Genomic DNA, 20,980 nt, shown 5'->3' with positions numbered 1-20,980 from the left:
CGCCCAAATATTTCGACTCAACCCCGCAGCGCTGCTACGCCACGCCAAGCACGAGCCGATTCGTGCGACAGCCTCCGGACTTGAGGATCGCGTTGGCCCGCTTGAGCTCGGCGTTCTCCCGCTTCAACCGCTTCAGCTCCGCCGACTCCTCGGCCGTCATCCCGGGCCGCTGGCCGGTCTCGATCTCGGCCTGGCGGCACCACTTCCGGATCGTCTCCGGCGTCCCGACCCCGAGCAGCTCGGCGACCTTGGTCATCGCCGCCCACTCCGACTCATGATCGACTCTGATCTCGGTGACCATCCGGACCGCCCGCTCACGCAACTCGGCCGGGTACCTCTTCGACGTACTCCCTGACATGACTCCATCCTTCCCAAGGAACGGAGTCTCCGGACTCGCCGGGGCGGTTCATACGGGAAGACCCGGCGATCGACTGGTGGGAGCGCGGAGCCTTGAGGGAGCGGTGACGCGGATGCGTCAGTCCGCCGCCTGAGAGCGTCGAGTCAGCCGTACCGGCATCTGCTTCGTTCGCGTGCGAGGTGAACCTCTCCAGATTCGAGAGCTGGCGCGGCGCTACCGGTACGGATTCGTCGTACGGGGGCGTCGGGTCGGCGCCCCCGCACGAGGTGGTGCCTGCTCAAGGCAAGCGGGTGATCCGGTTCTGCGGGCCGGGAGCCACGGTGCCCTGCGCGACGAAGTACTTCTCGAGCGCGTCGAGGTCGACGTCGCCGCCGAGCCGGTCGGTGCCCTCGCGCAGGATGGTGTAGCCGTCACCACCGTCAGCCATGAAGTTGTTGACCGTGATCCGATAGCTCGCCGCCGGGTCGATCGCGACGCCGTTCAGCATGATGGACGCCTGGTCCACCTTGCTGCCCGTCGGGGCCGAAGCGCTCCAGCTGTACTGGAAGCCCGCCGAGACCTGCAGGATGCGGTTCTGGCCGGTGCTCGGGTTGTCGAACTGCTGCTCGAGCAGTGTGTCGATCTGTGCGCCGGTCACCGTCATGGTGACCAGGCTGTTGCCGAACGGCTGCACCGTGAAGGCTTCGCCGTACGTCACGTTTCCGTCGCCCTCGCCGGCGGGGCTGCTGGGGAACGTCAGGTCGGCGCGGATGCCGCCCGAGTTCATGAAGCCGATCACGGCTCCCCCGAGCTCCGGCGCCGTCGTCGCGTGCAGCTGCGCGTCGGCGATGACGTCGCCCAGGGACGACTCACCCGCGGAGTTGGCCCCCCGGGTGATCGGCGCGGTGAGCGAGCCGATGACGCGGTTGGCCAGCGGTGCGGAGAGTCCGACGTACTTGTTGACCAGCTCGGACAGCGCCGGGGCCTTGGGGACAGTGCGCGTGACGATCGTGTTGTTGACGGTGTGCGCGACAACGCCCTTGGTCGCCCGGCTCAGCGTCAGGTCGATGTCCGTGACGAGGCGGCCGGCGGACGCTGCACCCGTGACGATCTTGCCGTCGATGAGGCAGTTGACCGCCCAGTTGGTGTGACCGGTGACGACCACGTCGATGTCGTCGTCCATCCGGTCGACAATCGGCGGCAGCGCCCCCGACGGGTTGTTGCAGCTGTTGATCGTCGTCTCGTTGACCCCGCCGGAGACCGAGCCGCCCTCGTGCAGCAAGACGACGAACGTGTCGACGCCCTGCCTCTTGAGGACGGGGACCAACGCGTTGACCGAGTCGGCCTCGTCGAAGAAGTCGACCTGCGAGATGCCGGCCGGCGCCACGATGTCAGGTGTGCCCTCGAGGGCCATGCCGATGATGGCCACCTTGACGCCCTCGAACTTGTGGATCTTGTACGGCGGGAAGATGGTCTCGCCGCTGTCCTTGTACGCGACGTTGGCGGCGAGGAAGTCGAACTGTGCGCCGGCGAACCCGTCGCCGTCCTGGCAACCGTCGACGGGGTGGCAGCCGCCGTTCTGCATGCGCAGCAGCTCGTCGACGCCCTCGTCGAACTCGTGGTTGCCCACGCCGTTGTAGTCCAGGCCCATCAGGTTGAAGGCCTCGATGGTCGGCTCGTCGTGGAACAGCGCGGAGGTGAGCGGCGTCGCGCCGATCAGGTCACCGGCGGACACGAAGATCGTGCTGGGGTTGGTCGCGCGCAGCTGGTCGACGTGAGTCGCGAGGTACTCGACGCCGCCCGCGTCCGTCCCGCCGATCCGGCCGCCGGAGCCGCTCGGCGGCTCGAGCGCGCCGTGGAAGTCGTTGAGGCCGAGGATCTGGATCTTCGTGGTCTGGGCCTTCTCGGCCCGGCCGGGCGCGGGATCACCCGCGGCAGGTCCTGTCGTTGCGGCCACCGTCAGTCCGAACGCGACCAACAGGGTGGCCGGCAGAGCGAGCTTGTTCCTCATCCGTGATGTCCTTAGCTACGCGTGCCAGGCAGCCAGCGTGGCGTCTGGTCGCACGCAGGGCGTGGCATGAGGTGGGGGGTTTGGCGTCGTCGCCGACGGGGTCGACCGACCCGGTGACGATAACTACCGATCGGCCCGGCCGGACAGAGGTCCGCGCCCACACCCAAGATTGGGTAACGCTCCCCACCGCGGACCGTCCGCCCGTAGCCAGCACTCACGGGTGCGGCCTACCCTCGGAGCTCTCGCCCCTTACCTCGAGGACTACTCGTGACCCATATGCCTGGATCAAGACACTGTGCAGGTCGCGGAGCGGCGAGAGCGGTACGTGCGGCCGTGCCGCTGACCATGCTGGCCAGCCTGGTTGCAGTCGCGCCTGCGGCTGAAGCCGTTGCCCCGGACTCTGCGGTGTTCATCAACGAGCTGCACTACGACAACTCCGGCGCCGATGTCGGTGAGTTCATCGAGGTCGCCGGGCCGGCAGGCACGGACCTCACGGGATGGAGCGTCGTTCCGTACAACGGGAGCAACGGATCGACGTACACCCCGCAGGGCGTCCTGACCGGCACCCTGAGTGATGACACAGGATCGGGCTTCGGCTTCCTGTCGGTGCCCCTGGTCCTGCAGAACGGCGCGCCTGACGGTGTCGCACTGGTGGACGCCGACGGCGGCCTCGTGCAGTTCCTCTCGTACGAGGGAACGATGACCGCTGTGGAAGGACCTGCCGATGGTCTGACGAGCACGGACATCGGGGTCATCGAGAACGGCGCCGGCCCCGTCGGTGAATCGCTGCAGCTCACCGGCACCGGTGACACGTACGCCGACTTCACGTGGGCGCCGTCTGCCGCCCAGACGCCCGGTGACGCCAACCGCGACCAGGTGTTCGTGGCATCCGGGGACCCGCTTCCGCCGGCGATGAGCTGCGAGCCCGGTGTGCAGACGACCACCGGCGAGGCTGCCACGTCACCGGTGTCGGCCACCGACGTCGACAGCGGCATCGACAGTCTCGTCATCACCTCGGACGCGGTGCCCGGGATCACGCTCGAAGGATCAACCGCCCCCACCCAACAGGGAGAGGCCGCGACTGCGACCCTCACGGTCGCGGGTTCGACCGCGGTGGGCATCTACGAGGTGCAGGTCACGGCCACGTCGGACGACGACGCTCAGGCTGTGTGCACGGTGACCGTGACCGTCACTGCGCCGCTGGAGACGATCCTCGTTTCAGCAGTCCAGGGTTCGGGAGCCGCCTCGCCGCTCGCTGGCCAGGAGGTCCAGGTGGAGGCGGTCGTCACCTCGCTCATCACCAGTGGTGACGTCCTCAACGGCTTCTACGTCCAGGAGGAGGACGTGGACGCGGACAACGTCCCGGCGACGTCCGAGGGCATCTACGTGTTCTGCGGTTCGACCTGCCCGACGGGCCTTGCCGCCGGTGACCGGGTGGAGGTGGCCGGCACCGTGGCCGAGTTCTTCAACAACACCCAGATCAACGTCACCGGCGGGTCCGTCAGCGTGCTGGCCTCCGGCCTGCCGCTGCCCAGCGCCGCTGTCGTGACGATGCCGGCGAGCGCCTCCACATCGGCCCCCGCCACCTTCGAGCGGGTCGAGGGCATGATCACGACCATCCCCACCACCCTCGCGGTGAGCGAGTACTTCGAGCTCGCGCGGTTCGGCGAGATCGTGCTCACGGCCGACGAGCGCGAGTTCCAGTACACCCAGACCAACACGCCCACTGTCGAGGGCTACCAGGCGTTCCTGGACGACCTGGCAACGCGCCGCATCATCCTCGACGACGACAGCAACGACGAGAACGACGCGACCAGTGGCCCGCGGAGCAATGAGCCCTACTACTACCCGACGCCGGGACTCAGCACGGGCAACTACTTCCGGGGCGGGGACACGATCACCGACCTCACCGGTGTCATGGAGTACTCCTTCGGAGCCTGGAAGCTGCGCCCCGTGCCCGGCGTGGACTACACGTTCGAGGCGGCCAACCCCCGCCCCGCGTCGCCCGACGACGTCGGCGGCCGGCTGCAGGTCGCGAGCTTCAACGTGCTGAACTACTTCGCGACGGTGGACACCACGTCGTCGAACAACAGCGGTCCGTGCGGGCCGAGCGGGACAGACGACTGCCGCGGTGCCGACTCCGAGCCGGAGCGGCAGCGCCAGCTCGCCAAGATCGTGGCTGCGCTGGAGACGATCGACGCCGACGTCTTCGGGCTGATCGAGATCCAGAACGACGCGGGTCTCGCCACCCAGCAGATCGTCGAGGCGCTCAACGCCGCCACGTCGCCGGGCACGTACGCGTACATCGACACGGGCTTCATCGGCACCGACGCCATCAAGCAGGCCTTCCTCTACAAGACCGCGACCGTGGCGCCGGCCGGTGACTACGACCTGCTCACCGAGGAGGACGACGTCCGGTTCGACGACGACGCCAACCGTCCGGCCCTGATCCAGACGTTCGACGAGATCGCTACCGGCGAGCGGTTCACTGTCGCGGTGAACCACCTCAAGAGCAAGGGCTCCGGCTGTGGAGCCGGCGACGACTCGCCCGCTGACGGGTCCGGCAACTGTGACCTCACCCGGACCCGAGCGGCTGCGGCACTCGCGGACCACCTGGCGAGCGACCCGACCGGGAGCGGCGACCCCGACTCCCTGGTCATCGGTGACCTCAACTCCTATTCCATGGAGCGACCGATCACCGCGCTCGAGACGGCCGGCTACGTCGACCTGCTCGAGCGCTTCGAGGGCCTGGAGTCCTACGGATACGTCTTCGACGGTCTCCTTGGCCACCTCGACCACGCCTTGGCCACAGAATCCCTCGCAGCCCAGGTGACGGGCGCCGGCGGCTGGAAGGTCAACGCCGACGAGGTGCCGTTGTTCGACTACAACGACGAGGTTCGCGACGCGGGCGAGGCAGCCTTCGAGCGCGAGTCGTCGGCCCTGCCGCTCTACGAGCCCACGGCCTACCGATCGAGCGACCACGACCCGGTCATCGTCGGCCTGAGCCTCAACACTGCCCCGGTCGCCGACGCCGGGGGTCCGTACACGGTCAAGCCGGGTGCCCGCATCGAGCTCGATGCGTCGGGGTCCTCCGACCTCGAGGGTGACGACCTCACGTACGCGTGGGACCTCGATGGGGACGGTGAGTTCGACGACGCCACGGGCCCGGTGGCGACCTTCCGGGCCAACCGGCCGCCGGGCAGCTACCCCGTCGCGGTACAGGTCAGCGACGGCACCGAGTCGTCGGTCGACGAGACCGTCGTCAACGTGGTGCCCCGCGGCCAGCAGTCGAACTAGGCGACCGGCGAAGATCGTTGGTAGTGGGTTCGGCGTCACGCGGTGACACCGAATCCACACCAGCTCGACAAGGCATCAGAGGGCCGCGAGCTGCCCCACTCCGCCGCCTGTACGCGCAGTCACCGCGCACCCCAGCGGATGGACCTGTCGGGCACTTGACGGGCACAAGACGGCCAACGAGAAAGCCCCTGACCAGCGTTGTCACTGGTCAGGGGCTTGATCTGTACGCCATCAGGGACTCGAACCCCGAACCCGCTGATTAAGAGTCAGCTGCTCTGCCAATTGAGCTAATGGCGCGTGCGGTGAAGCGAGTAGAACTCTACCGCGTGGTGATCGGCAGGCGAAATCGAGGTGGCCCTCAGAGCTCGGCGAGGACGGCCTGTGCCGCGTTGTGGCCGCCGAGCCCGGACACCGCCCCGCCGCGACGTGCGCCGGAGCCGCAGAGCAGCACCGCGTCGTGGCCGGTCTGGACGCCCCACTGCTGGGCCGGGGTGTCGAGGCGTGAGCGGTTCGGCGCCCAGGGCCAGTCGAGGTCGCCGTGGAAGATGTGGCCGCCCGGCATGGCCAGGTCCCTCTCGACGTCCTGCGGGACCTTCGCCTCGATGCACGGCCGGCCGTCGGCGTCGGTGGCAAGGCAGCCGGCGAGGGGCTCGGCCAGGACCGCGTCGATCGAGGCGAGGGCGCGCTGCACGGCGACGTCCTTCGCGCCGGGGTCGGCGTCGAAGAGCCCCGCGGGCGTGTGCAGGCCGAAGTAGGTCAGTGTGTGCGCCGAGCCGGCGCGGTCGCCGAGGATGGAGGGGTCGGTCAGGCTGTGGCAGTAGACCTCGCCCGGCATCGGGTCGGGCACCGCGCCGCCGGCCGCGGCGGCGTGGGCCTGCTCGATGGTCGAGTAGTCCTCGGCGAGGTGCAGGGTGCCGGCGAAGGCCACGGCGGGGTCGGCGCCCGAGCGCAGCGCCGGCAGCCGGTCGAGGAGGAAGTTGATCTTGAGCTGGGAGCCGGCGGGCTTGGTCTCGGCGTCCTCGCCCTCGCCGAGCAGGATGCGCAGCACCCAGGGGGCGACCCCGGACAGCACGCGCCGCCCGGTCACCGAGCGCTCCTGCTCGCCGTCGTGCCAGACGACCTCGGCGCCGTCCGGGCCGGGTCTGATCGCGCTGACCCCCGCGCCCGTGACGACCTCCGCGCCCGCGTCGACCGCGGCCCTGGCCAGCGCGTCGGTGACCGCTCCCATCCCGCCGATCGGCACGCGCCACTCGCCCGTGCCGTTGCCGATCAGGTGGTAGAGGAAGCAGCGGTTCTGCGCGAGCGAGGGGTCGTCCATCGAGGCGAACGTGCCGATGAGCGCGTCGGTGGCGACGACCCCGCGCACGGTGTCGTCGGCGAAGCGCCGGGTGATCGCGCGGCCGAGGGGCTCCTCGACGATGTCGGCCCAGATGCGCTCGTCGACGAGGGCGCGCACGTCCCGCTCGAGCGGCAGCGGTCGCATCAGCGTCGGTGCCACGGCCTCGGCGAGCCGGCCGACCTCGCCGTAGAACGCCTCCCACGCGGCGTACTCCTCGTCGCCCCCGGTGAGGTCGCGGAACGACGCGCGCGTCGCCTCGCCCTCGGGGCGCTCGACCAGCAGGCCGCCGCTGCGCTCGCCGCGCGTCCAGGGCGTGTACGACGCGGTGGTGCGCGAGGCGAGGCGGACGTCGAGGTCGAGGTCGGCCATCAGCTGCTCGGGCATCAGGCTGACGAGGTAGGAGTAGCGCGAGAGCCGCGCCGCGTGCCCGGAGAAGGGCTCGACCGACACCGCCGCCCCGCCGGTGTGGCCCAGGCGCTCGAGCACGAGCACCGACAGCCCGGCGCGGGCGAGGTAGGCGGCGCTGACGAGGGCGTTGTGCCCGCCGCCGACCACCACGACGTCATAGCTGCTCTTGCCCGGGTTCACCGAGCCAACGTAGACCCTCGTCGCAGCGGGCTCCGGCGCGACACCGGCGTCATGGCGTGAACGTGTCGTTGGGCATCACGACCGCGCGGCCGACCACCTGGCCGTGGGTCAGGTCGTCGTACGCCGCGACCGCGTCCTCGAGCGGGTAGATCGTCGTGTCGGCGTGGAGCAGCCCGCGGGCGGCCAGGTCCAGCACCTCCACCAGCTCGCGGCGGTTGCCCCAGTAGGTCGTCTGCACGCTCGTCTCGTAGGGGAGGCCGAAGAACGACACCGGCAGCGTCCCGCCGGCGATGCCGACGATCGTGAGGTCGCCCAGCTGGCGCATGCTGGCGGCCGCCGTGGCCAGGGTCTCGTCGGACCCGACGAAGTCGAGCACCACGTCGGCGCCGCGGCCGCCGGTGGCCTCCCGGATGCGCTCGACGGTGTCGGGGCCGGGGTCGAGGACGAGGTCGGCGCCCAGCTCGGAGGCGTGCACCCGCGCGCTGTCGCGACCGTCGACGGCGACGACGCGGGCGGCGGTGATCGCCTTGAGCACCTGCACGCCGAGGTGGCCGAGGCCGCCGACGCCGATGACCACGGCAGTCGTGCCGGGGCCGAGCTTGCCGAGCGAGCGGCGGACCGCGTGGTACGGCGTCAACGCCGCGTCGGTCAGGGGTGCCGCGTCGACGACCTCGAGGCCGTCGGGGAGGGGGACGAGGTGGCGTGCGGACGGCACCAGCATGAAGTCGGCCATGCCTCCGTCGAGGCCCAACCCGCCACCACCGCCGGGAACGGGGGCGAGGTCGGGGCGCTCGCAGTAGGTCTCGAGGCCGTCGAGGCAGTGGTCACAGGTGCCGCAGCCCCAGGCGCCCACGACCGCCACGGCCTGGCCGACCTCGAGGCCGGTCACGCCCTCGCCGAGCGTGTGCACCCAGCCGGCGTTCTCGTGGCCGAGGGTGAAGGGCGGGTTCCACGGCACGGCGCCCGCCTCGAACTCGTGCATCAGGTGGAGGTCGGAGTGGCACGCACCCGCGGCGCCCACCTGCACCAGCACCTCGCCCGGCCCCGGCTCGGGCACCGGGACGTCCTCGAGCACGGGCTCGCTCTTCCACTCGTTCAGGCGCAACGCACGCATGGTGACCTCCTCAGGTTCGCTCCCATCCTCGTCCCCGTGACGGTCCCGCGGGGAGGGCCCTTTGCCGAGGGCCGCCGGGACGAATGACCCTTCGTACGACGCCGCGGCAGGCGAAGAGTGGAGTCGAGGAGACGGGTCGCAGGACCAGTCGAGGAGGACGTCATGACCGAGCAGCGCACCACCGCACATGGGCCGCGCATCGTGGTCGGGGTCGGACCGGAGGAGTTCGGGTCCGCGCTCGCCTTCGCCGCGGACGAGGCGCAGCGGGCCGGGTGCGGCCTGCACCTGGTGCACTCGGTCGACCTGACCCCGATCCCCGCCGACCACGTCCTGATCCCCGCGGCCGACGTCGAGGCCTGGGGCGCCGAGCGGCTCGCCGAGGCGGTCAAGCTGGCCGACGACGTCGTCGGCGCCACCGTCCCCGTCACCCACGAGCTCGTGCGGGGCACGCCGGTGGGCGCGCTCGTCGAGATCGGCCGTACCGCCCGGATGGTCGTGCTGGAGCACCGGCACCTGTCGCGGCTGTCCAGGATCGTGAACCGCACCGTCGCCGGCGGCGTCGCCGCTCACCTGCGGGTGCCCGTGGCGGCCGTGCCCAGCGGCTGGCGGCCCGACGGGAAGCAGCGGGTGGTCGTCGCCGGGGTCGACGTGGCCGACCGCTCGGACGAGGTGCTGCGCGCCGCCCTGGCAGAGGCCCACGCCCGGGACGCGCAGCTGCGGCTCGTTCACTCGTGGTCGCTGCCGCGGCCCTACGAGGGTGCGCTGTCGGCCGAGGACGTCCGCAGCTGGTCCGACAGCAGCCGTGCCGAGGTCAATGCCGCGCTCGACCGGCTCGGCGACCTCACCGCCGCGACGGACGCCGAGGTGCAGGTCGAGCAGGGGCGTGCCGCCGAGTCCCTCGTGGAGGCCTCCGCCGACGCCGAGCTGCTCGTGATCGGGCGCCACGACCCGCTCGTGCCGATCGGCTCGCACATCGGCCCGGTCGCCCGCGCCGTGCTCAGGGAGGCCAGGTGCCCGGTGCTGCTCGCGAGCCCGCGACCGCACCGGGCGGCGTACCACCCGTGAGGCTCAGCGCACCGCGCAGGTCAGGCGGAGAGCGCGGTCCGCATCAGCGGAAGGCGCAGCCGGTCGAGAGGCCGAGTCGCCGGAAGATGCTCGCTGCGGGGCAGAAGCCGGTGAGGCTCGACTGGAGCAAGTTGAGACCGACGAACGCGGTGAGCAGCAGCCACCAGGGGGAGACGAGGGTGCTCAGCAGCACGCTGAGGAGGATGACGGTGCCGGCGAGCGAGAGCACGGCGCGGTCGACGTTCACGGGTGGTCCTTCTGGTCGAGGTGGAGGGGTCGTGGCGGTGGGGCGCACCCGGGGGAAGGCGCGGCCCCACCGGTCTGGGGTCAGTCCCGGTTGAACAACCGGGACAGGAAGCCGCCGCCCGAACCGCTGGCGGCCTTCTCGGCAGCGGTGTGCTGGCCGTTGCACCAGTCCTTCGCTGGGACGCCGGCCTTGACCTGCCCGACGTGCTGGCCGCAGCCGGCCCAGGTGGTCTTGCCGCAGGTCTTGCATCGCACTGCTCGGCACATGGTGGATCTCCTTCTGAGGGGTGTGTGGTGGGTTGCCGCGGCCGGGTCAGCCGTGGGAGAACGTGATCTTGGGGAGGACGCGGGTGAGCCAGCGCGGGCTCCACCATGCCGCCCGGCCGGTGAGGCGGAGCATCACGGGCAGCAGCACGAGGCGCACGAGGAACGCGTCGAGCAGCACGGCGACGCCGAGCACGATGCCCATCTCCTTCGGGGGCAGCGGGCCGGACAGCGCGAAGGTGAAGAACACCGCGACCATCACGGCACCGGCGGCGAAGATCACGCGTCCGGAGTGCGCCAGCGAGCCGACCATGGCCTCCTTGGGGTCGCCGGACTTCTCGTAGTGCTCCTTGGCGGAGGCGAGCAGGAACACGGTGTAGTCCATCGCGATCGCGAAGATCATCGCGAAGAAGAACACCGGCGCCCACGCGTCCAGGAAGCCCTGGGACTCGAACCCGAGCAGGTCCGCACCGATGCCGTCCTGGAAGACCAGCCGCGCGACACCGAACGCGGCGGCGGTCGACAGCAGGCTGGCCAGGGTGCCGAGGAGCGAGATGAGCGGCGCCTGCAACGCGATGAGGAGCAGCAGGAACCCGAGACCGAGCACGACGCCGATGACGAGCGGGGTGGAGTCGTCGAGCTGTGTCTTGAGGTCGAGGTTCTCCACGGCTGCTCCGCCGACGAGAGCAGTGTCGGGCAGGTCGGCGCGGAGCCGGTCGACGGTGTCGGCGAGCTCGGGGTCGGACGGGTCGACGGTCGGGACTGCCTGGATGAGCACCAGGTCCGCGTCCGCCCCGGCGTCGTCGGAGGCGGGCTGGGCGGGCATGGCGCCGGCGATGCCGGGGTCGGCCGCGAGGACCGTGGCGGTGGCCTTGGCGTCAGTGGCGTCGGTGATGACCTGGAGGGTGCCGGGGGCTCCGTCACCGAAGGCGTCCTTGACCTGGTTGTAGCCGACCCGGGCGCTGGCGTCGTCGGGGAGGACCTGGATGGACGGCATCGCCGTCTTGAGCCCCAGGACGGGCGCGGCGAGGGCGAGCAGGACGACGAGGGACGCGAGCCCGAACGCGAGGGGCCGCTTCCACAGGCGCTCGCCCCAGGCGGCGAACCTCGCGGACCGGTGCTCACCGGTGTGGACCCACTTGAGCGCTCCCTTGTTGATCCTGTGGTCGAGCTTGAACAGCACGAGCGGCAGCAGGGTCAGCGTGGCCAGCAGGACGAAGACGACGGCGAGCATGATGCCGCCGGCCATGGACCGGAACGCCGGCGACGGCACGAGCATGACCGCGGACAGCGAGACGAGCACGGTGGCGCCGGACAGCAGGACGGCCTTGCCCGCGGTGTCCATCGTCTCGGCGATGGCCTGGCGTGGCGTCTCGTGGTGCCCCATCCGGGCGGCGCGGAACCGGACGACGAGGAAGAGCGCGTAGTCGATGCCGAGGGCGAGGGCGAACATCATCGCGAAGTTCATCGCCCAGATGGAGACGGGGATGAGCTCGTTGATGAGCACGAGTGAGCCGGCGGAGGCGACGAGGCCGGCGAGGGTGAGGATGAGCGGGAGCCCGGCAGCGACGAGGGCGCCGAAGGCGAGGACGAGGATGGCCAGGGTGACCGGCCACGACATCATCTCCGACTTGAGCATGGCGTCGAGGTTGGCCTCGTTGAAGTCCGACCAGAGCAGGGAGGCGCCGGTCGGGTTGACCTCGATGCCGTCACCGGAGAGGGCCTCGAGCTCGGCCTTGAGGTCGTCGGCGACGCGGACCATCTCGTTGGGGTCGGCGCCGGCGCCGGCGAGCACGACGGCGGTCTCGCCGTCCTGGCTCAGGGTGGCGCCGGGCTGGGGTGCGATGACGTCGGCGATGCGGGGCTCGTCGTCGAGGATGGTGGTGACCTCGTCGAGCACGTCACCGCCGCGGCCCTCGGTCACCGGGCCGTCGGTGCTGTGCACGACGACCTGGATCGCGGAGCTGGCGTTGCCGCCGAAGCTGTCGGTGGCGAGCTCGCGCACGGCGACGGACTCGGAGCCGTCGGCCTGCCAGCCGGCGCCGGACAGGTTGGCCTCGACCTTGGGTGCGAACGCGCCGAGACCGATGACGAGGAGCAGCCAGACCAGGGCGGTCGCCTTGCGGTGGTGGGTGACCCACAGGCCGAGCCGACCGAGCGGGCCGGGGCGGTAGCCGATGCCGTCAGGGTCAAGGTCGTGGGACGGGGTTCGGGCGTGGCGGCGGGTGGCCGTCGACGTCATGAGCAGAACTCGTTTCTGTGTCAGGGGTGAGGGGGTCAGAGAAGGGCGGGCACGGCGATCGCGGCGGTGTAGGCGGCGACGAGGAGGACCAGGCCGGTGAAGGCGGCGGAGAGCCGGGCGGTGTCCGTGCGGGCGGCGATGCGGGCGCCGGCGATGGAGCCGGCGACGGCGGTGACGGTGAGGGCGCCGACGAGCCACCAGTCAGGTGCGATGCCGGTGCCGGCGCGAGCAGCGAGGGCGGCGGCGCTGGTGATGGTGATGACGACCAGCGACGTGCCGGCGGCGTAGCCCATGGGGAGCGCGAGTGCGAGGGTCAGGGCGGGAACGACGAGGAACCCGCCGCCGACGCCGAGGAACCCGGTGAGCAGGCCGACCGCGGTCGCGGTGACGAGCACCTTCAGCGCGCGAGGGCACTGGCACATGAAGGTGGGGCTGAACGTGATGATGGGGTCGTCGAGGCGGGGCCGGTCGGCGTGAGCGCCCGAGGAGGTGCCGCGCCGGCTGCGTAGCTGTCGGACGGTCATCAGGCCGGCCACGACGAGCATCAGGCCCGCGAACGCGGCGAGCAGCACGGGCTCGGGCACGGCTGCGGAGGCGTGCGCGCCGATGACCGCGCCGCCGATGGCGACGGCACCGAACGCGATGCCGCGCGCGAGGAGGACGTTCCCGGCACGGTGGGCGGTCACGGCTCCCGCCAGGGAGGTGACGCCCACGACGACCAGCGACCCGGTGGTGGCCTGCGTCGCGGTCTGGCCGAGTGCGAGGAGCACGGGGACGGCCAGGATGGAGCCGCCGCCGCCGAGCGCACCCAGGCTGAGCCCGATGAGCGCTCCGGCGACGGCGGCCAGGAGGAGCTCGATCACGCGTCGGGTCCCACGAGGTGGAGGCCCACCTGCTCGGCGTTGTCGAAGGAGTCGTCGATCGCCACGAGCGAGCGTCCGGCGGCGTCGAGCATCGAGGCGGCGACCGACGCGCGGTAGCCACCGGCGCAGTGCACCCACACCTCGCCCGCGGGCACCTCGGCGAGCCTGTCCCACAGCTCGTGGAGCGGGATGTTGACCGCGCCGTCGATGCGCGCGGCGTCGTGCTCGTCGGCGCGGCGCACATCCAGGACGACGACCTCGCGGTGGTGGCGTACCTGGGCGAGGTCGGCGAACGTCGCGGTCGCGAACGAGCTGAGCTCGCGGTCGCTCCAGTCGTCCGGGCCGCCGGTCGCGTGGGCGGCGGGGCGGTCGATGCCGATGCGGACCAGCTCGCGCTGGGCCTCGGCGACCTCCTCGGCGGTCTCGCCGAGGAGCGTGATCGGCGTGCCCCAGGTGACGAGCCAGCCGAGGTAGGTCGCGAACCCGCCGTCGAGCCCGAAGTTGAGCGTGCCGGGGGCGTGCCCCGCGGCGAAGGCCGTGCGGTTGCGCAGGTCGACGACCCACTCCCCGGCCTCGATGCGACGCCGCAGCTCGGTCGCGTCGGCGACCGCCGGAGGTGACAGGTCGGGCTCGGAGGGGCCGGCGGCGTTGGCCGGGGCCATGTGCGCGTAGTAGGCCGGCCACGGGCCGAGACCGGCCAGCAGCTCGTCGACGTACGTCTGCTCGTCCTGGGTGAGGACGGGGTTGGCCTGCTTCTCCCGACCGATGGTCGACGACGAGGCGTCGGACTGGGTGGCGGAGCAGAAGGAGCCGAACCCGTGGGTGGGATAGACCTCCGCCTCGTCGGGCAGCAGCTCGGCGAGCCGGTGGGCGGAGGCGTGCTGGTGGTGCACCAGGGCGTGGGTGTGCTCGGGCCCGAGGAGGTCGGGGCGACCGGTGGCGCCGTAGAGCAGCGACCCGCCGGAGAACACGCCGACGTGCTGGTCGCCCTCGGCGGCCGCGTCGACGAGCAGGTAGGAGAGGTGGGTGAACGTGTGGCCGGGGGTCGCCAGCGCGGTCACGCGCATGCGTCCACCCACCTCGACGACGTCTCCGTCCGCAACCGGGGTGCGGGAGAAGGAGACGTCGTCCTCGCCGTTGACGAGGTAGTGGGCACCGGTCTGCTCCGCGAGCGCGAGGCCGCCGGTGACGTAGTCGTTGTGGATGTGGGTCTCGAAGACGTGCGTGAGGCGTACGCCGTGCTCGTCGAGGAGGGTCAGCACGCGGTCGATGTCGCGCTGGGGGTCGACCACGAAGGCGACCTCGCCGTCGTGCACGAGGTAGCTGCGGTCGCCGAGGGTGGGCGTGTCGATCACGAGGACGGTCAGGTCGGTCATCACAGACCCACCCCCACCGCGCGGCCGGAGGCGATCCAGGCCTGGGTGCCGCCGGCGACCGACACGGCGTCGAAGCCCTGGGCGACGAGCAGGTCGGTCATCGCCTTCGAGCGGTTGCCCGAGGCGCAGATGACGTGGATCCGGGACGAGCGGTCGAGCTCGCCGAGGCGCGAGGCCAGCTGGCCCATCGGCACCAGGACGGCGCCGGGGACGTGTCCCTGCGCGTACTCCCCGCGCTCGCGCACGTCGACGGTCGTGCCGTCCTGGTGCGCTGCGGCGAACTCCTCGAGGGTGATCTCGGGCGTCGGGCGTGACATGCGGTTCCTCTCGTCTGCGAACGTTCTGATCGGTCGTTGGATACCCTAGGGGGTATCGTCGACAAACGCAAAAACACCCCGGGGGGTATGCTTGGCCCATGACCACCTACACGATGTCCGTCCAGGTCGACCGCCCCTACGACGAGGCCGTCGAGGCCACCCGGGCGGCCCTCACGGACCAGGGCTTCGGGATCCTGACCGAGATCGACCTCGCGGCCACGATGAAGGCCAAGCTCGACGTCGACCTGCCCCCGCAGGTGATCCTCGGCGCCTGCCGCCCGCCGCTGGCCTACGAGGCGATCCAGGTCGACCCGTCGATCGCGGCCGTGCTGCCGTGCAACGTCGTCGTCCGCGCCCTCGACGACGCGACCACGCTCGTGGAGGCCTTCGACCCCGACGCCATGATGGGCCTCGCCGGAGCCGGCGCCCTCGACTCCGTCGCCGCCGATGCCAAGCAGCGACTCACCGCGGCCCTCGCCGCACTCACCACGTCCACCCAGGAGGACTGATGCAGCTCGACCCCGACGAGATGACGCCCGTCATCAACCGCATCAAGCGCGCCCAGGGGCAGCTTGCCGGTGTGCTCCGCCTGCTCGAGGAGGGGCGCGACTGCGAGGACGTCGTCACCCAGCTCGCTGCGGTGTCCAAGGCGCTCGACCGCGCCGGCTTCGCCATCGTCGCCTCCGGGCTGCAGCAGTGCCTCGTCGCCGGTGACGGTGAGGTCGACAGCCTCGACGTGAAGAAGATGGAGAAGCTCTTCCTCTCCCTGGCATGAGGCCGCCGACAGTCGCGCACCTCTCTTCGGGTGCTTGCACCGCCCGTCGACGTCCGTAGGGTCGATCGGTGAGGGAGAGGAGCACCATGAGGGAGCACGAGAGGGAGAGCGCGGGGGAGAGTTCGGGGGAGAGTTCGGGGGAGGGTCTCGGGGAGAGGTGGCGCCAGCGCGTCGACGACAAGCTGGGCGACCCGATCTGGTGGAACGACGTCCTGCAGCTGGTCAAGACCGTGGTGGCCGCCGTCGCCGCGTGGCTGATCGCGTCGAGCGTGCTGGACGTGCCGCAGCCGTTCCTGGCGCCTTGGGCCGCGCTGCTGGTGGTGCACGCGACCGTCTACCGCACCTTCTCCAAGGGCATGCAGCAGGTGGCCGCGACCGTCGTCGCGGTCCTGCTCGCCACGATCGTCGGTGAGGCCCTCGGGCTGAGCACGGGGGCGATCACCCTGCTGCTGGTCGTGGCGCTGATCCTGGGCTCCGTGCCCTGGCTGGGCGCGGAGGCGACGACGATCGCCACGACGGGGCTGGTGGTCCTCACCACCGGCTTCGACAGTGACCGCCTGCTCATCGCGCGACTGCTCGACACCGCGATCGGTGTCGCCGTCGGCCTGCTGGTCAACGTCCTGGTGTGGCCGCCGCTGCGACGCCACACCGCCGCGCAGGCGCTCGACCGCATCGACGACGGCATCGGCGAGCTGCTCGTCGACATGGCGGGAGGGCTCGGTGACGGTTGTCAGGACGAGGACGTCAAGGGCTGGATCGACCGCACCCGCGACCTCGACGGCGACCTCGAGCAGGCCTGGGCGCTGGTCCGCCAGGCCCAGGAGAGCGCCCGGATGAACCCGCGCCGCTCGGCGCGCGCGATGAGGAACCCCAGCGACTGGCACGAGCTGCTGCGCCGCATGGAGCAGGCGGTCGCCGAGACCCGCAGCCTGGCCCGCACCCTCGGCGGTCAGCGCGCGCACCGCGAGACCTGGGGCGAGGACTTCGCCGACCGGTGGATCTCCATGCTGGGCGACGCCGGCCGGGCGACCAGCGCGGCAGACGCCGACGCGCTGCTCGACGTACGCAGCCGGCTCGAGACGCTCACCGAAGACCTCCGGGCCACGGAGCGCTCGCCCGAGTGGCCGGTCTACGGCGCCCTCATCATCAACCTGCGCAACATCGTCGACGCGATGGACCGCGTCGCCGAGGCCAACCCCATCGGCCACGCGCGCGTCCCGCTCCGGGTCCCCGTCCGCCGCGCCGCGGACCCGGACGTCACCTGAGGACGCGGGTCTGAGGACGACTCGAGCCCCCGGCCTGGCCAGGCCGGGGGCTCGATCTGTCTGGGGTGAGTAACGGGACTTGAACCCGCGACATCCGCCACCACAAGGCGGCGCTCTACCAGCTGAGCTATACCCACCATGTCCCACAGCGCCAGCGCTGCGGACGACGAGAAGTGTAGGACACTCAGCCCGCGGAGCCGGAATCGGCGTCGGTGTCCGGACCGAGGCCGGTCAGCTGCCCGCCGTGACGCGCGGCGATCTCCTTGGCGCTGGCGCTGTCGGGGCCGGGCTGGGGCACGAAGACGGCCTCGCGGTAGTAGCGCAGCTCCTCGATGCTCTCCTGGATGTCGGCGAGCGCGCGGTGGTTGCCCCGTTTGGTGGGCGCGGCGAAGTAGGCCCGCGGATACCACCGGCGCGACAGCTCCTTGATCGAGGAGACGTCGACGATCCGGTAGTGCAGGAACGACTCCAGACCGGGCATGTCGCGAGCGAGGAACGCGCGGTCGGTCGCCACGGTGTTGCCGGCCAGCGGGGGACGGCTCCCGTCGGGGCAGTGCTCCTTGATGTAGTCGAGCACCTGCTGCTCGGCCTCGTCGAGCGTCGTACCGCTGGAGAGCTCCTCGAGGAGGCCGGACTTCTCGTGCATCGAGCGCACGAACTCGACCATCTGGTCGAGCGCCTCCTGCGAGGGCTTGATGATCACGTCGACGCCCTCGCCGAGGACGTTGAGCTCGAAGTCCGTCACGAGGGCTGCGACCTCGATGAGCGCGTCGGCCCCGAGGTCGAGCCCGGTCATCTCACAGTCGATCCACACCAGTCTGTCGCTCACGACGGGCCACCCTACTTGGGCGCTCCCGTCCGTGGACCTGGACGCTCTCAGCGTCGACTCAGCCTCGCCTCATAGGGTCGGGGGTGCAGCACCGGCAGATGAGCACACCGATCACGAAGGAAGCCTCGATGGCGCAGAAGAAGAGCTCGCACAGGACCGCTGAGGAGAAGGCGGCGACCGCCGCCAAGCGAGAGGCCCGTCGGGCGCGGACCGAGCGCGCCCGGGCCGAGGCCGAGGAGCGTCGCAAGAAGGCCAAGCGCAAGGAGCAGCTCACCCGCTTCGGGCTGATCGGTGCGGTGCTGGTCCTGATGGTCGGCGGCTACTTCCTGGTCACCAACCTCGGCTCCGACAAGCCCGCCACCGCGCCGGCCGGCGCGACCGACGACTTCGGCATGGTCGTCGGCGACGCGGACGCGCCGAAGTCGATCGTGATCTACGAGGACTTCCTCTGCCCCTTCTGCGGCCAGCTCGAGCAGACGGTGGGTGACCGGCTCGACGCCGCCCTCGAGGCGGGCGAGGTCAACGTCGAGTACCGCCCGCTCCCGTTCCTCGAGCGGATCAGCGACTACTCTCCCGCGGCCGCCAACGCGTTCGCCGTGGTCCTCGACGCGTCGGGTCCCGAGGTCGCCAAGGAGTTCCACGACCTGCTCTTCGACAACCAGCCGGCCGAGTCGGGCCCCTTCCCCGACGACGACCAGCTCGTCGAGTGGGCCGTCGAGGCCGGCGCCGAGGAGGACGCCGTACGCCCCGGCATCGAGGACATGGCCTTCGAGGGCTGGGTCGAGGCGGCCGGCGAGGCTGCGGCCGACGCCGACGTCAACTCCACTCCGACGGTGCTGGTCGACGGAGAGGTCATCGAGGGAGAAGGCCTGACCATCGAGGACATCGCCGCGAGGATGGTCCCGGCCAGCTGACCTCCCCTCTGGGAGACTGCGGGGCGTGAGCCTCCAGTCCTTCATCGCCGGCCTGCCCAAGGCCGAGCTGCACGTGCACCACGTCGGGTCGGCGTCGCCGCGGATCGTCTCCGAGCTCGCGGCGCGCCACCCGGCGGCCGGCGTCCCGTCCGACGTCGAGGCGCTGCGGGAGTTCTTCACCTTCCGCGACTTCGCCCACTTCATCGAGGTCTACCTCGCCGTGGTCGACCTGGTCCGCACCCCCGAGGACGTGCGACTGCTGACCTACGAGGTCGCCCGCGAGATGGCCGAGGGCCAGAACCTGCGCTACGCCGAGCTCACCTGCACGCCGTACACGTCCGTGGTCCGCGGCATCCCCATCCAGGCCTACACCGAGGCCATCGAGGACGCGCGGGTCGCCGCGGAGCGTGACTTCGGGCTCGTCCTGCGCTGGATCTACGACATCCCGGGCGAGTCCGGTCTGCCGGCCGCCGACGCGACCCTCGAGTACGCCCTGGAGCACCGCACCGACGCCCTGGTCGGCTTCGGTCTGGGCGGGCCCGAGGTCGGGGTCCCGCGGGCGCAGTTCGGCCCCCACTTCGACGCCGCCCGCGCTGCCGGGCTGCGGTCGGTGCCGCACGCGGGCGAGACGACGGGCCCGGAGACGGTCTGGGAGTCGCTGCGTCTGCTCGGCGCCGAGCGCATCGGCCACGGGGTCTCGGCTGCGCAGGACCCCGAGCTGCTCGCGCACCTGGCCGACACCGGGGTCGTGCTCGAGGTGTGCCCGACGTCCAACATCGCGACCCGGGCCGTCGAGCGGATCGAGGACCACCCGCTGCGGACCTTCGTCGACGCCGGGGTGACGGTGACCATCAACTCCGACGACCCGCCGATGTTCGCCACGTCGCTCAACCGCGACTACGAGGTGGCGGCCGGCCTGCTCGACCTCGACGAGCAGGGCGTGGCCGACCTCGCGCGTGCGGCCGTCGACGCGTCGTTCGCACCCGCGGACGTCAAGGCGCGCGTCAGCGCGGAGATCGAGGCGTACGCCGCAGGCTGAGCCGCGCCACGTACGGACGGGCCGGTCAGGTGTCGGCGCCGCCGCGGGGGGCGCGGTGCGTCGGCAGCTGCTTGGCCGTGCGGACGCTGGTGGGGTCGAGCACCGCGAGGACGTACAGCAGCACGCCGATGCCGGTGAGCACGCCGAGCACGGTCAGGAGGCTCAGGCCCAGGTCCTGGTACATCGGGACTCCGATCTGGTGGGGGGATGCGACGACGGCCCCGTACCCGCGCTCCTGCGCCGCATGAGCCGGCCTTCACCCGCAGGGCGGTGAAAACCGGTGTGAACGGGAGTTCGACCCGGTGTCCTACCTGTTGGGGTATGACCGCCGCGAGCGTCCGTGCCTAGCCTCCCGCGGAGGGAGCGGCAGATGCTGCTTCGCGGGAGGCAACACACTCGGAGGGGAACATGAACCAGTTCACGCACGTAGCCCGGCGGCTCGCCGCAGGGGCGGTGGTCGCCCTGGCCATGACCGTCGGCCTCACCACGCTCACCGTGGCGAGCTCGTCCGCCGCGCCGACCTCGAGCAAGTCGGTGGTCGGCAAGTCCGACGCCGGCAAGATCACGAGCAAGGTCGTCGGCAAGACGTCGAACGGCGACAAGGTCGGTGGTTCGTTCACGCCGATCAAGGTCGTCGAGCGTGACGGCGTGCTCTACATGAAGGGCTTCATGAAGGGCGTCATCAAGGACGCCGGACCCAACACGAAGTTCTCGGGCATCCAGACCATCCCGATCAAGAAGATCAACGGCAGCTCGGTCACCGACGGCCGGGTCGCCGCCAACGCGGGTGCCTGCGACATCCTCAACCTGGTGCTCGGCCCGCTGGACCTCAACGTCCTCGGCCTGCAGATCGACCTGCAGCGCGTCGTGCTCGACATCACCGCGGTCGCCGGTGCCGGCAACCTGCTCGGCAACCTGCTGTGCGCGGTCGTCGGTCTGCTCGACGGTGGCCCGCTCGCCGGTCTCCTGGGCCAGCTGCAGACCCTGCTGAACCAGATCCTGGCTGCGCTCAACCTGGGCGTCTGACGGTTCGCCCGTCTGCCTGACGCACGCTGACGGCCCGGAGTCGGAGTTCGAGAGACCTCCTGCTCCGGGCCGT

General features: G+C 71.1%; 19 protein-coding genes, 2 tRNA genes and 1 pseudogene. 8 read left to right on the top strand and 14 right to left on the bottom strand.

Annotation, left to right across the window (positions count from 1 at the left end; all coding sequences use genetic code 11):
* Positions 1–76: 76 nt before the first annotated feature.
* Positions 77–358, bottom strand: a pseudogene (locus Q1B24_RS06570) (transposase); the annotation flags it as partial.
* A 277-nt stretch (positions 359–635) separates the two neighbouring features.
* Positions 636–2,348, bottom strand: a complete 1,713-nt coding sequence (locus Q1B24_RS06565) for a bifunctional metallophosphatase/5'-nucleotidase (protein WP_299925045.1) — start codon at positions 2,346–2,348, stop codon at positions 636–638.
* 333 nt (positions 2,349–2,681) lie between these two features.
* On the opposite strand from Q1B24_RS06565, the gene Q1B24_RS06560 reads away from it, so the two are divergent.
* On the top strand, positions 2,682–5,645 hold the full coding sequence (locus Q1B24_RS06560; protein ID WP_299925042.1) for an ExeM/NucH family extracellular endonuclease: 2,964 nt from the start codon (positions 2,682–2,684) through the stop codon (positions 5,643–5,645).
* 224 nt (positions 5,646–5,869) lie between these two features.
* Here the strand turns inward: Q1B24_RS06560 and Q1B24_RS06555 are convergent.
* The 3 genes from Q1B24_RS06555 to Q1B24_RS06545 form a co-directional block, all read right to left on the bottom strand.
* Positions 5,870–5,942, bottom strand: a tRNA-Lys gene (locus tag Q1B24_RS06555).
* Between the two features lie 61 nt (positions 5,943–6,003).
* Positions 6,004–7,572, bottom strand: coding sequence for an NAD(P)/FAD-dependent oxidoreductase (locus Q1B24_RS06550; protein ID WP_299925039.1), 1,569 nt, complete (start codon positions 7,570–7,572; stop codon positions 6,004–6,006).
* 49 nt (positions 7,573–7,621) lie between these two features.
* Entirely contained in the window at positions 7,622–8,686 is a 1,065-nt protein-coding gene (locus Q1B24_RS06545; protein ID WP_299925036.1) for an NAD(P)-dependent alcohol dehydrogenase, read from the bottom strand.
* A 162-nt stretch (positions 8,687–8,848) separates the two neighbouring features.
* On the opposite strand from Q1B24_RS06545, the gene Q1B24_RS06540 reads away from it, so the two are divergent.
* Positions 8,849–9,751: a universal stress protein gene (locus Q1B24_RS06540; RefSeq protein ID WP_299925033.1), complete on the top strand. Its 903-nt coding sequence runs from the start codon at positions 8,849–8,851 to the stop codon at positions 9,749–9,751.
* Between the two features lie 43 nt (positions 9,752–9,794).
* On the opposite strand, the gene Q1B24_RS06535 is transcribed toward Q1B24_RS06540, so the two are convergent.
* From Q1B24_RS06535 to Q1B24_RS06510, 6 genes are all read right to left on the bottom strand, one after another.
* Positions 9,795–9,998 carry a DUF2892 domain-containing protein gene (locus tag Q1B24_RS06535; RefSeq protein ID WP_299925030.1) on the bottom strand — a complete coding sequence of 68 codons (204 nt, stop codon included), beginning with the start codon at positions 9,996–9,998 and terminating at the stop codon, positions 9,795–9,797.
* Between the two features lie 80 nt (positions 9,999–10,078).
* Positions 10,079–10,264, bottom strand: coding sequence for a hypothetical protein (locus Q1B24_RS06530; protein ID WP_299925027.1), 186 nt, complete (start codon positions 10,262–10,264; stop codon positions 10,079–10,081).
* A gap of 46 nt (positions 10,265–10,310) precedes the next feature.
* The gene (locus Q1B24_RS06525) at positions 10,311–12,503 is read right to left on the bottom strand and encodes an MMPL family transporter (protein WP_299925024.1); all 2,193 of its coding nucleotides are present in this window, start codon (positions 12,501–12,503) and stop codon (positions 10,311–10,313) included.
* 35 nt (positions 12,504–12,538) lie between these two features.
* Positions 12,539–13,366 carry a sulfite exporter TauE/SafE family protein gene (locus Q1B24_RS06520; RefSeq protein ID WP_299925021.1) on the bottom strand — a complete coding sequence of 276 codons (828 nt, stop codon included), beginning with the start codon at positions 13,364–13,366 and terminating at the stop codon, positions 12,539–12,541.
* Complete coding sequence (locus Q1B24_RS06515; RefSeq protein ID WP_299925019.1) at positions 13,363–14,742, bottom strand: MBL fold metallo-hydrolase; 1,380 nt, start codon at positions 14,740–14,742, stop codon at positions 13,363–13,365. The genes Q1B24_RS06520 and Q1B24_RS06515 overlap by 4 nt, the downstream gene beginning before the upstream one ends.
* A complete protein-coding gene (locus Q1B24_RS06510) occupies positions 14,742–15,059 on the bottom strand; it encodes a rhodanese-like domain-containing protein (protein WP_299925017.1) in 318 nt (105 codons plus the stop codon). The genes Q1B24_RS06515 and Q1B24_RS06510 overlap by 1 nt, the downstream gene beginning before the upstream one ends.
* A gap of 98 nt (positions 15,060–15,157) precedes the next feature.
* Between Q1B24_RS06510 and Q1B24_RS06505 the strand changes: the two genes are divergently transcribed.
* The 3 genes from Q1B24_RS06505 to Q1B24_RS06495 all read left to right on the top strand — a co-directional run bounded on the left by Q1B24_RS06505 (position 15,158) and on the right by Q1B24_RS06495 (position 17,099).
* Entirely contained in the window at positions 15,158–15,568 is a 411-nt protein-coding gene (locus Q1B24_RS06505) for a DUF302 domain-containing protein (RefSeq protein WP_299925015.1), read from the top strand.
* On the top strand, positions 15,568–15,834 hold the full coding sequence (locus Q1B24_RS06500) for a metal-sensitive transcriptional regulator (RefSeq protein WP_299925012.1): 267 nt from the start codon (positions 15,568–15,570) through the stop codon (positions 15,832–15,834). Before Q1B24_RS06505 ends, Q1B24_RS06500 begins: the two co-directional genes overlap by 1 nt.
* A gap of 86 nt (positions 15,835–15,920) precedes the next feature.
* Positions 15,921–17,099, top strand: a complete 1,179-nt coding sequence (locus tag Q1B24_RS06495) for an aromatic acid exporter family protein (protein WP_299925009.1) — start codon at positions 15,921–15,923, stop codon at positions 17,097–17,099.
* Positions 17,100–17,160: 61 nt separating this feature from the next.
* Here Q1B24_RS06495 and Q1B24_RS06490 read toward each other — a convergent pair.
* Positions 17,161–17,236: transfer RNA gene (locus Q1B24_RS06490), tRNA-His, on the bottom strand.
* A 47-nt stretch (positions 17,237–17,283) separates the two neighbouring features.
* The gene (orn, locus tag Q1B24_RS06485; protein ID WP_299925006.1) at positions 17,284–17,928 is read right to left on the bottom strand and encodes an oligoribonuclease; all 645 of its coding nucleotides are present in this window, start codon (positions 17,926–17,928) and stop codon (positions 17,284–17,286) included.
* A 98-nt stretch (positions 17,929–18,026) separates the two neighbouring features.
* On the opposite strand from orn, the gene Q1B24_RS06480 reads away from it, so the two are divergent.
* Positions 18,027–18,842: a thioredoxin domain-containing protein gene (locus Q1B24_RS06480; RefSeq protein WP_299925003.1), complete on the top strand. Its 816-nt coding sequence runs from the start codon at positions 18,027–18,029 to the stop codon at positions 18,840–18,842.
* A 25-nt stretch (positions 18,843–18,867) separates the two neighbouring features.
* Complete coding sequence (locus tag Q1B24_RS06475; protein ID WP_299925000.1) at positions 18,868–19,881, top strand: adenosine deaminase; 1,014 nt, start codon at positions 18,868–18,870, stop codon at positions 19,879–19,881.
* Positions 19,882–19,906: 25 nt separating this feature from the next.
* Here the strand turns inward: Q1B24_RS06475 and Q1B24_RS06470 are convergent, their stop codons facing one another.
* Positions 19,907–20,065, bottom strand: coding sequence for a hypothetical protein (locus Q1B24_RS06470; RefSeq protein ID WP_299924997.1), 159 nt, complete (start codon positions 20,063–20,065; stop codon positions 19,907–19,909).
* A gap of 224 nt (positions 20,066–20,289) precedes the next feature.
* Here Q1B24_RS06470 and Q1B24_RS06465 point away from each other — a divergent pair, with 224 nt between their 5' ends.
* Positions 20,290–20,907, top strand: coding sequence for a hypothetical protein (locus tag Q1B24_RS06465; protein ID WP_299924994.1), 618 nt, complete (start codon positions 20,290–20,292; stop codon positions 20,905–20,907).
* Positions 20,908–20,980: the final 73 nt, after the last annotated feature.

The sequence above is a fragment of the uncultured Nocardioides sp. genome, from assembly GCF_947488025.1.
GTDB lineage: Bacteria > Actinomycetota > Actinomycetes > Propionibacteriales > Nocardioidaceae > Nocardioides.
The sequence above is the reverse complement of the archived record's forward strand: the minus strand, read 5'-3'. Positions and strand labels throughout refer to the sequence as shown.

Coding starts and splice junctions, on each gene's coding strand:
- Q1B24_RS06470 (WP_299924997.1), bottom strand. CDS start 20,065: ATGTACCAGGACCTGGGCCTGAGCCTCCTGACCGTGCTCGGCGTGCTC.
- Q1B24_RS06525 (WP_299925024.1), bottom strand. CDS start 12,503: ATGACGTCGACGGCCACCCGCCGCCACGCCCGAACCCCGTCCCACGAC.
- Q1B24_RS06515 (WP_299925019.1), bottom strand. CDS start 14,742: ATGACCGACCTGACCGTCCTCGTGATCGACACGCCCACCCTCGGCGAC.
- Q1B24_RS06500 (WP_299925012.1), top strand. CDS start 15,568: ATGCAGCTCGACCCCGACGAGATGACGCCCGTCATCAACCGCATCAAG.
- Q1B24_RS06495 (WP_299925009.1), top strand. CDS start 15,921: ATGAGGGAGCACGAGAGGGAGAGCGCGGGGGAGAGTTCGGGGGAGAGT.
- Q1B24_RS06480 (WP_299925003.1), top strand. CDS start 18,027: ATGAGCACACCGATCACGAAGGAAGCCTCGATGGCGCAGAAGAAGAGC.
- Q1B24_RS06505 (WP_299925015.1), top strand. CDS start 15,158: ATGACCACCTACACGATGTCCGTCCAGGTCGACCGCCCCTACGACGAG.
- Q1B24_RS06565 (WP_299925045.1), bottom strand. CDS start 2,348: ATGAGGAACAAGCTCGCTCTGCCGGCCACCCTGTTGGTCGCGTTCGGA.
- Q1B24_RS06465 (WP_299924994.1), top strand. CDS start 20,290: ATGAACCAGTTCACGCACGTAGCCCGGCGGCTCGCCGCAGGGGCGGTG.
- Q1B24_RS06540 (WP_299925033.1), top strand. CDS start 8,849: ATGACCGAGCAGCGCACCACCGCACATGGGCCGCGCATCGTGGTCGGG.
- Q1B24_RS06545 (WP_299925036.1), bottom strand. CDS start 8,686: ATGCGTGCGTTGCGCCTGAACGAGTGGAAGAGCGAGCCCGTGCTCGAG.
- Q1B24_RS06530 (WP_299925027.1), bottom strand. CDS start 10,264: ATGTGCCGAGCAGTGCGATGCAAGACCTGCGGCAAGACCACCTGGGCC.
- Q1B24_RS06510 (WP_299925017.1), bottom strand. CDS start 15,059: ATGTCACGCCCGACGCCCGAGATCACCCTCGAGGAGTTCGCCGCAGCG.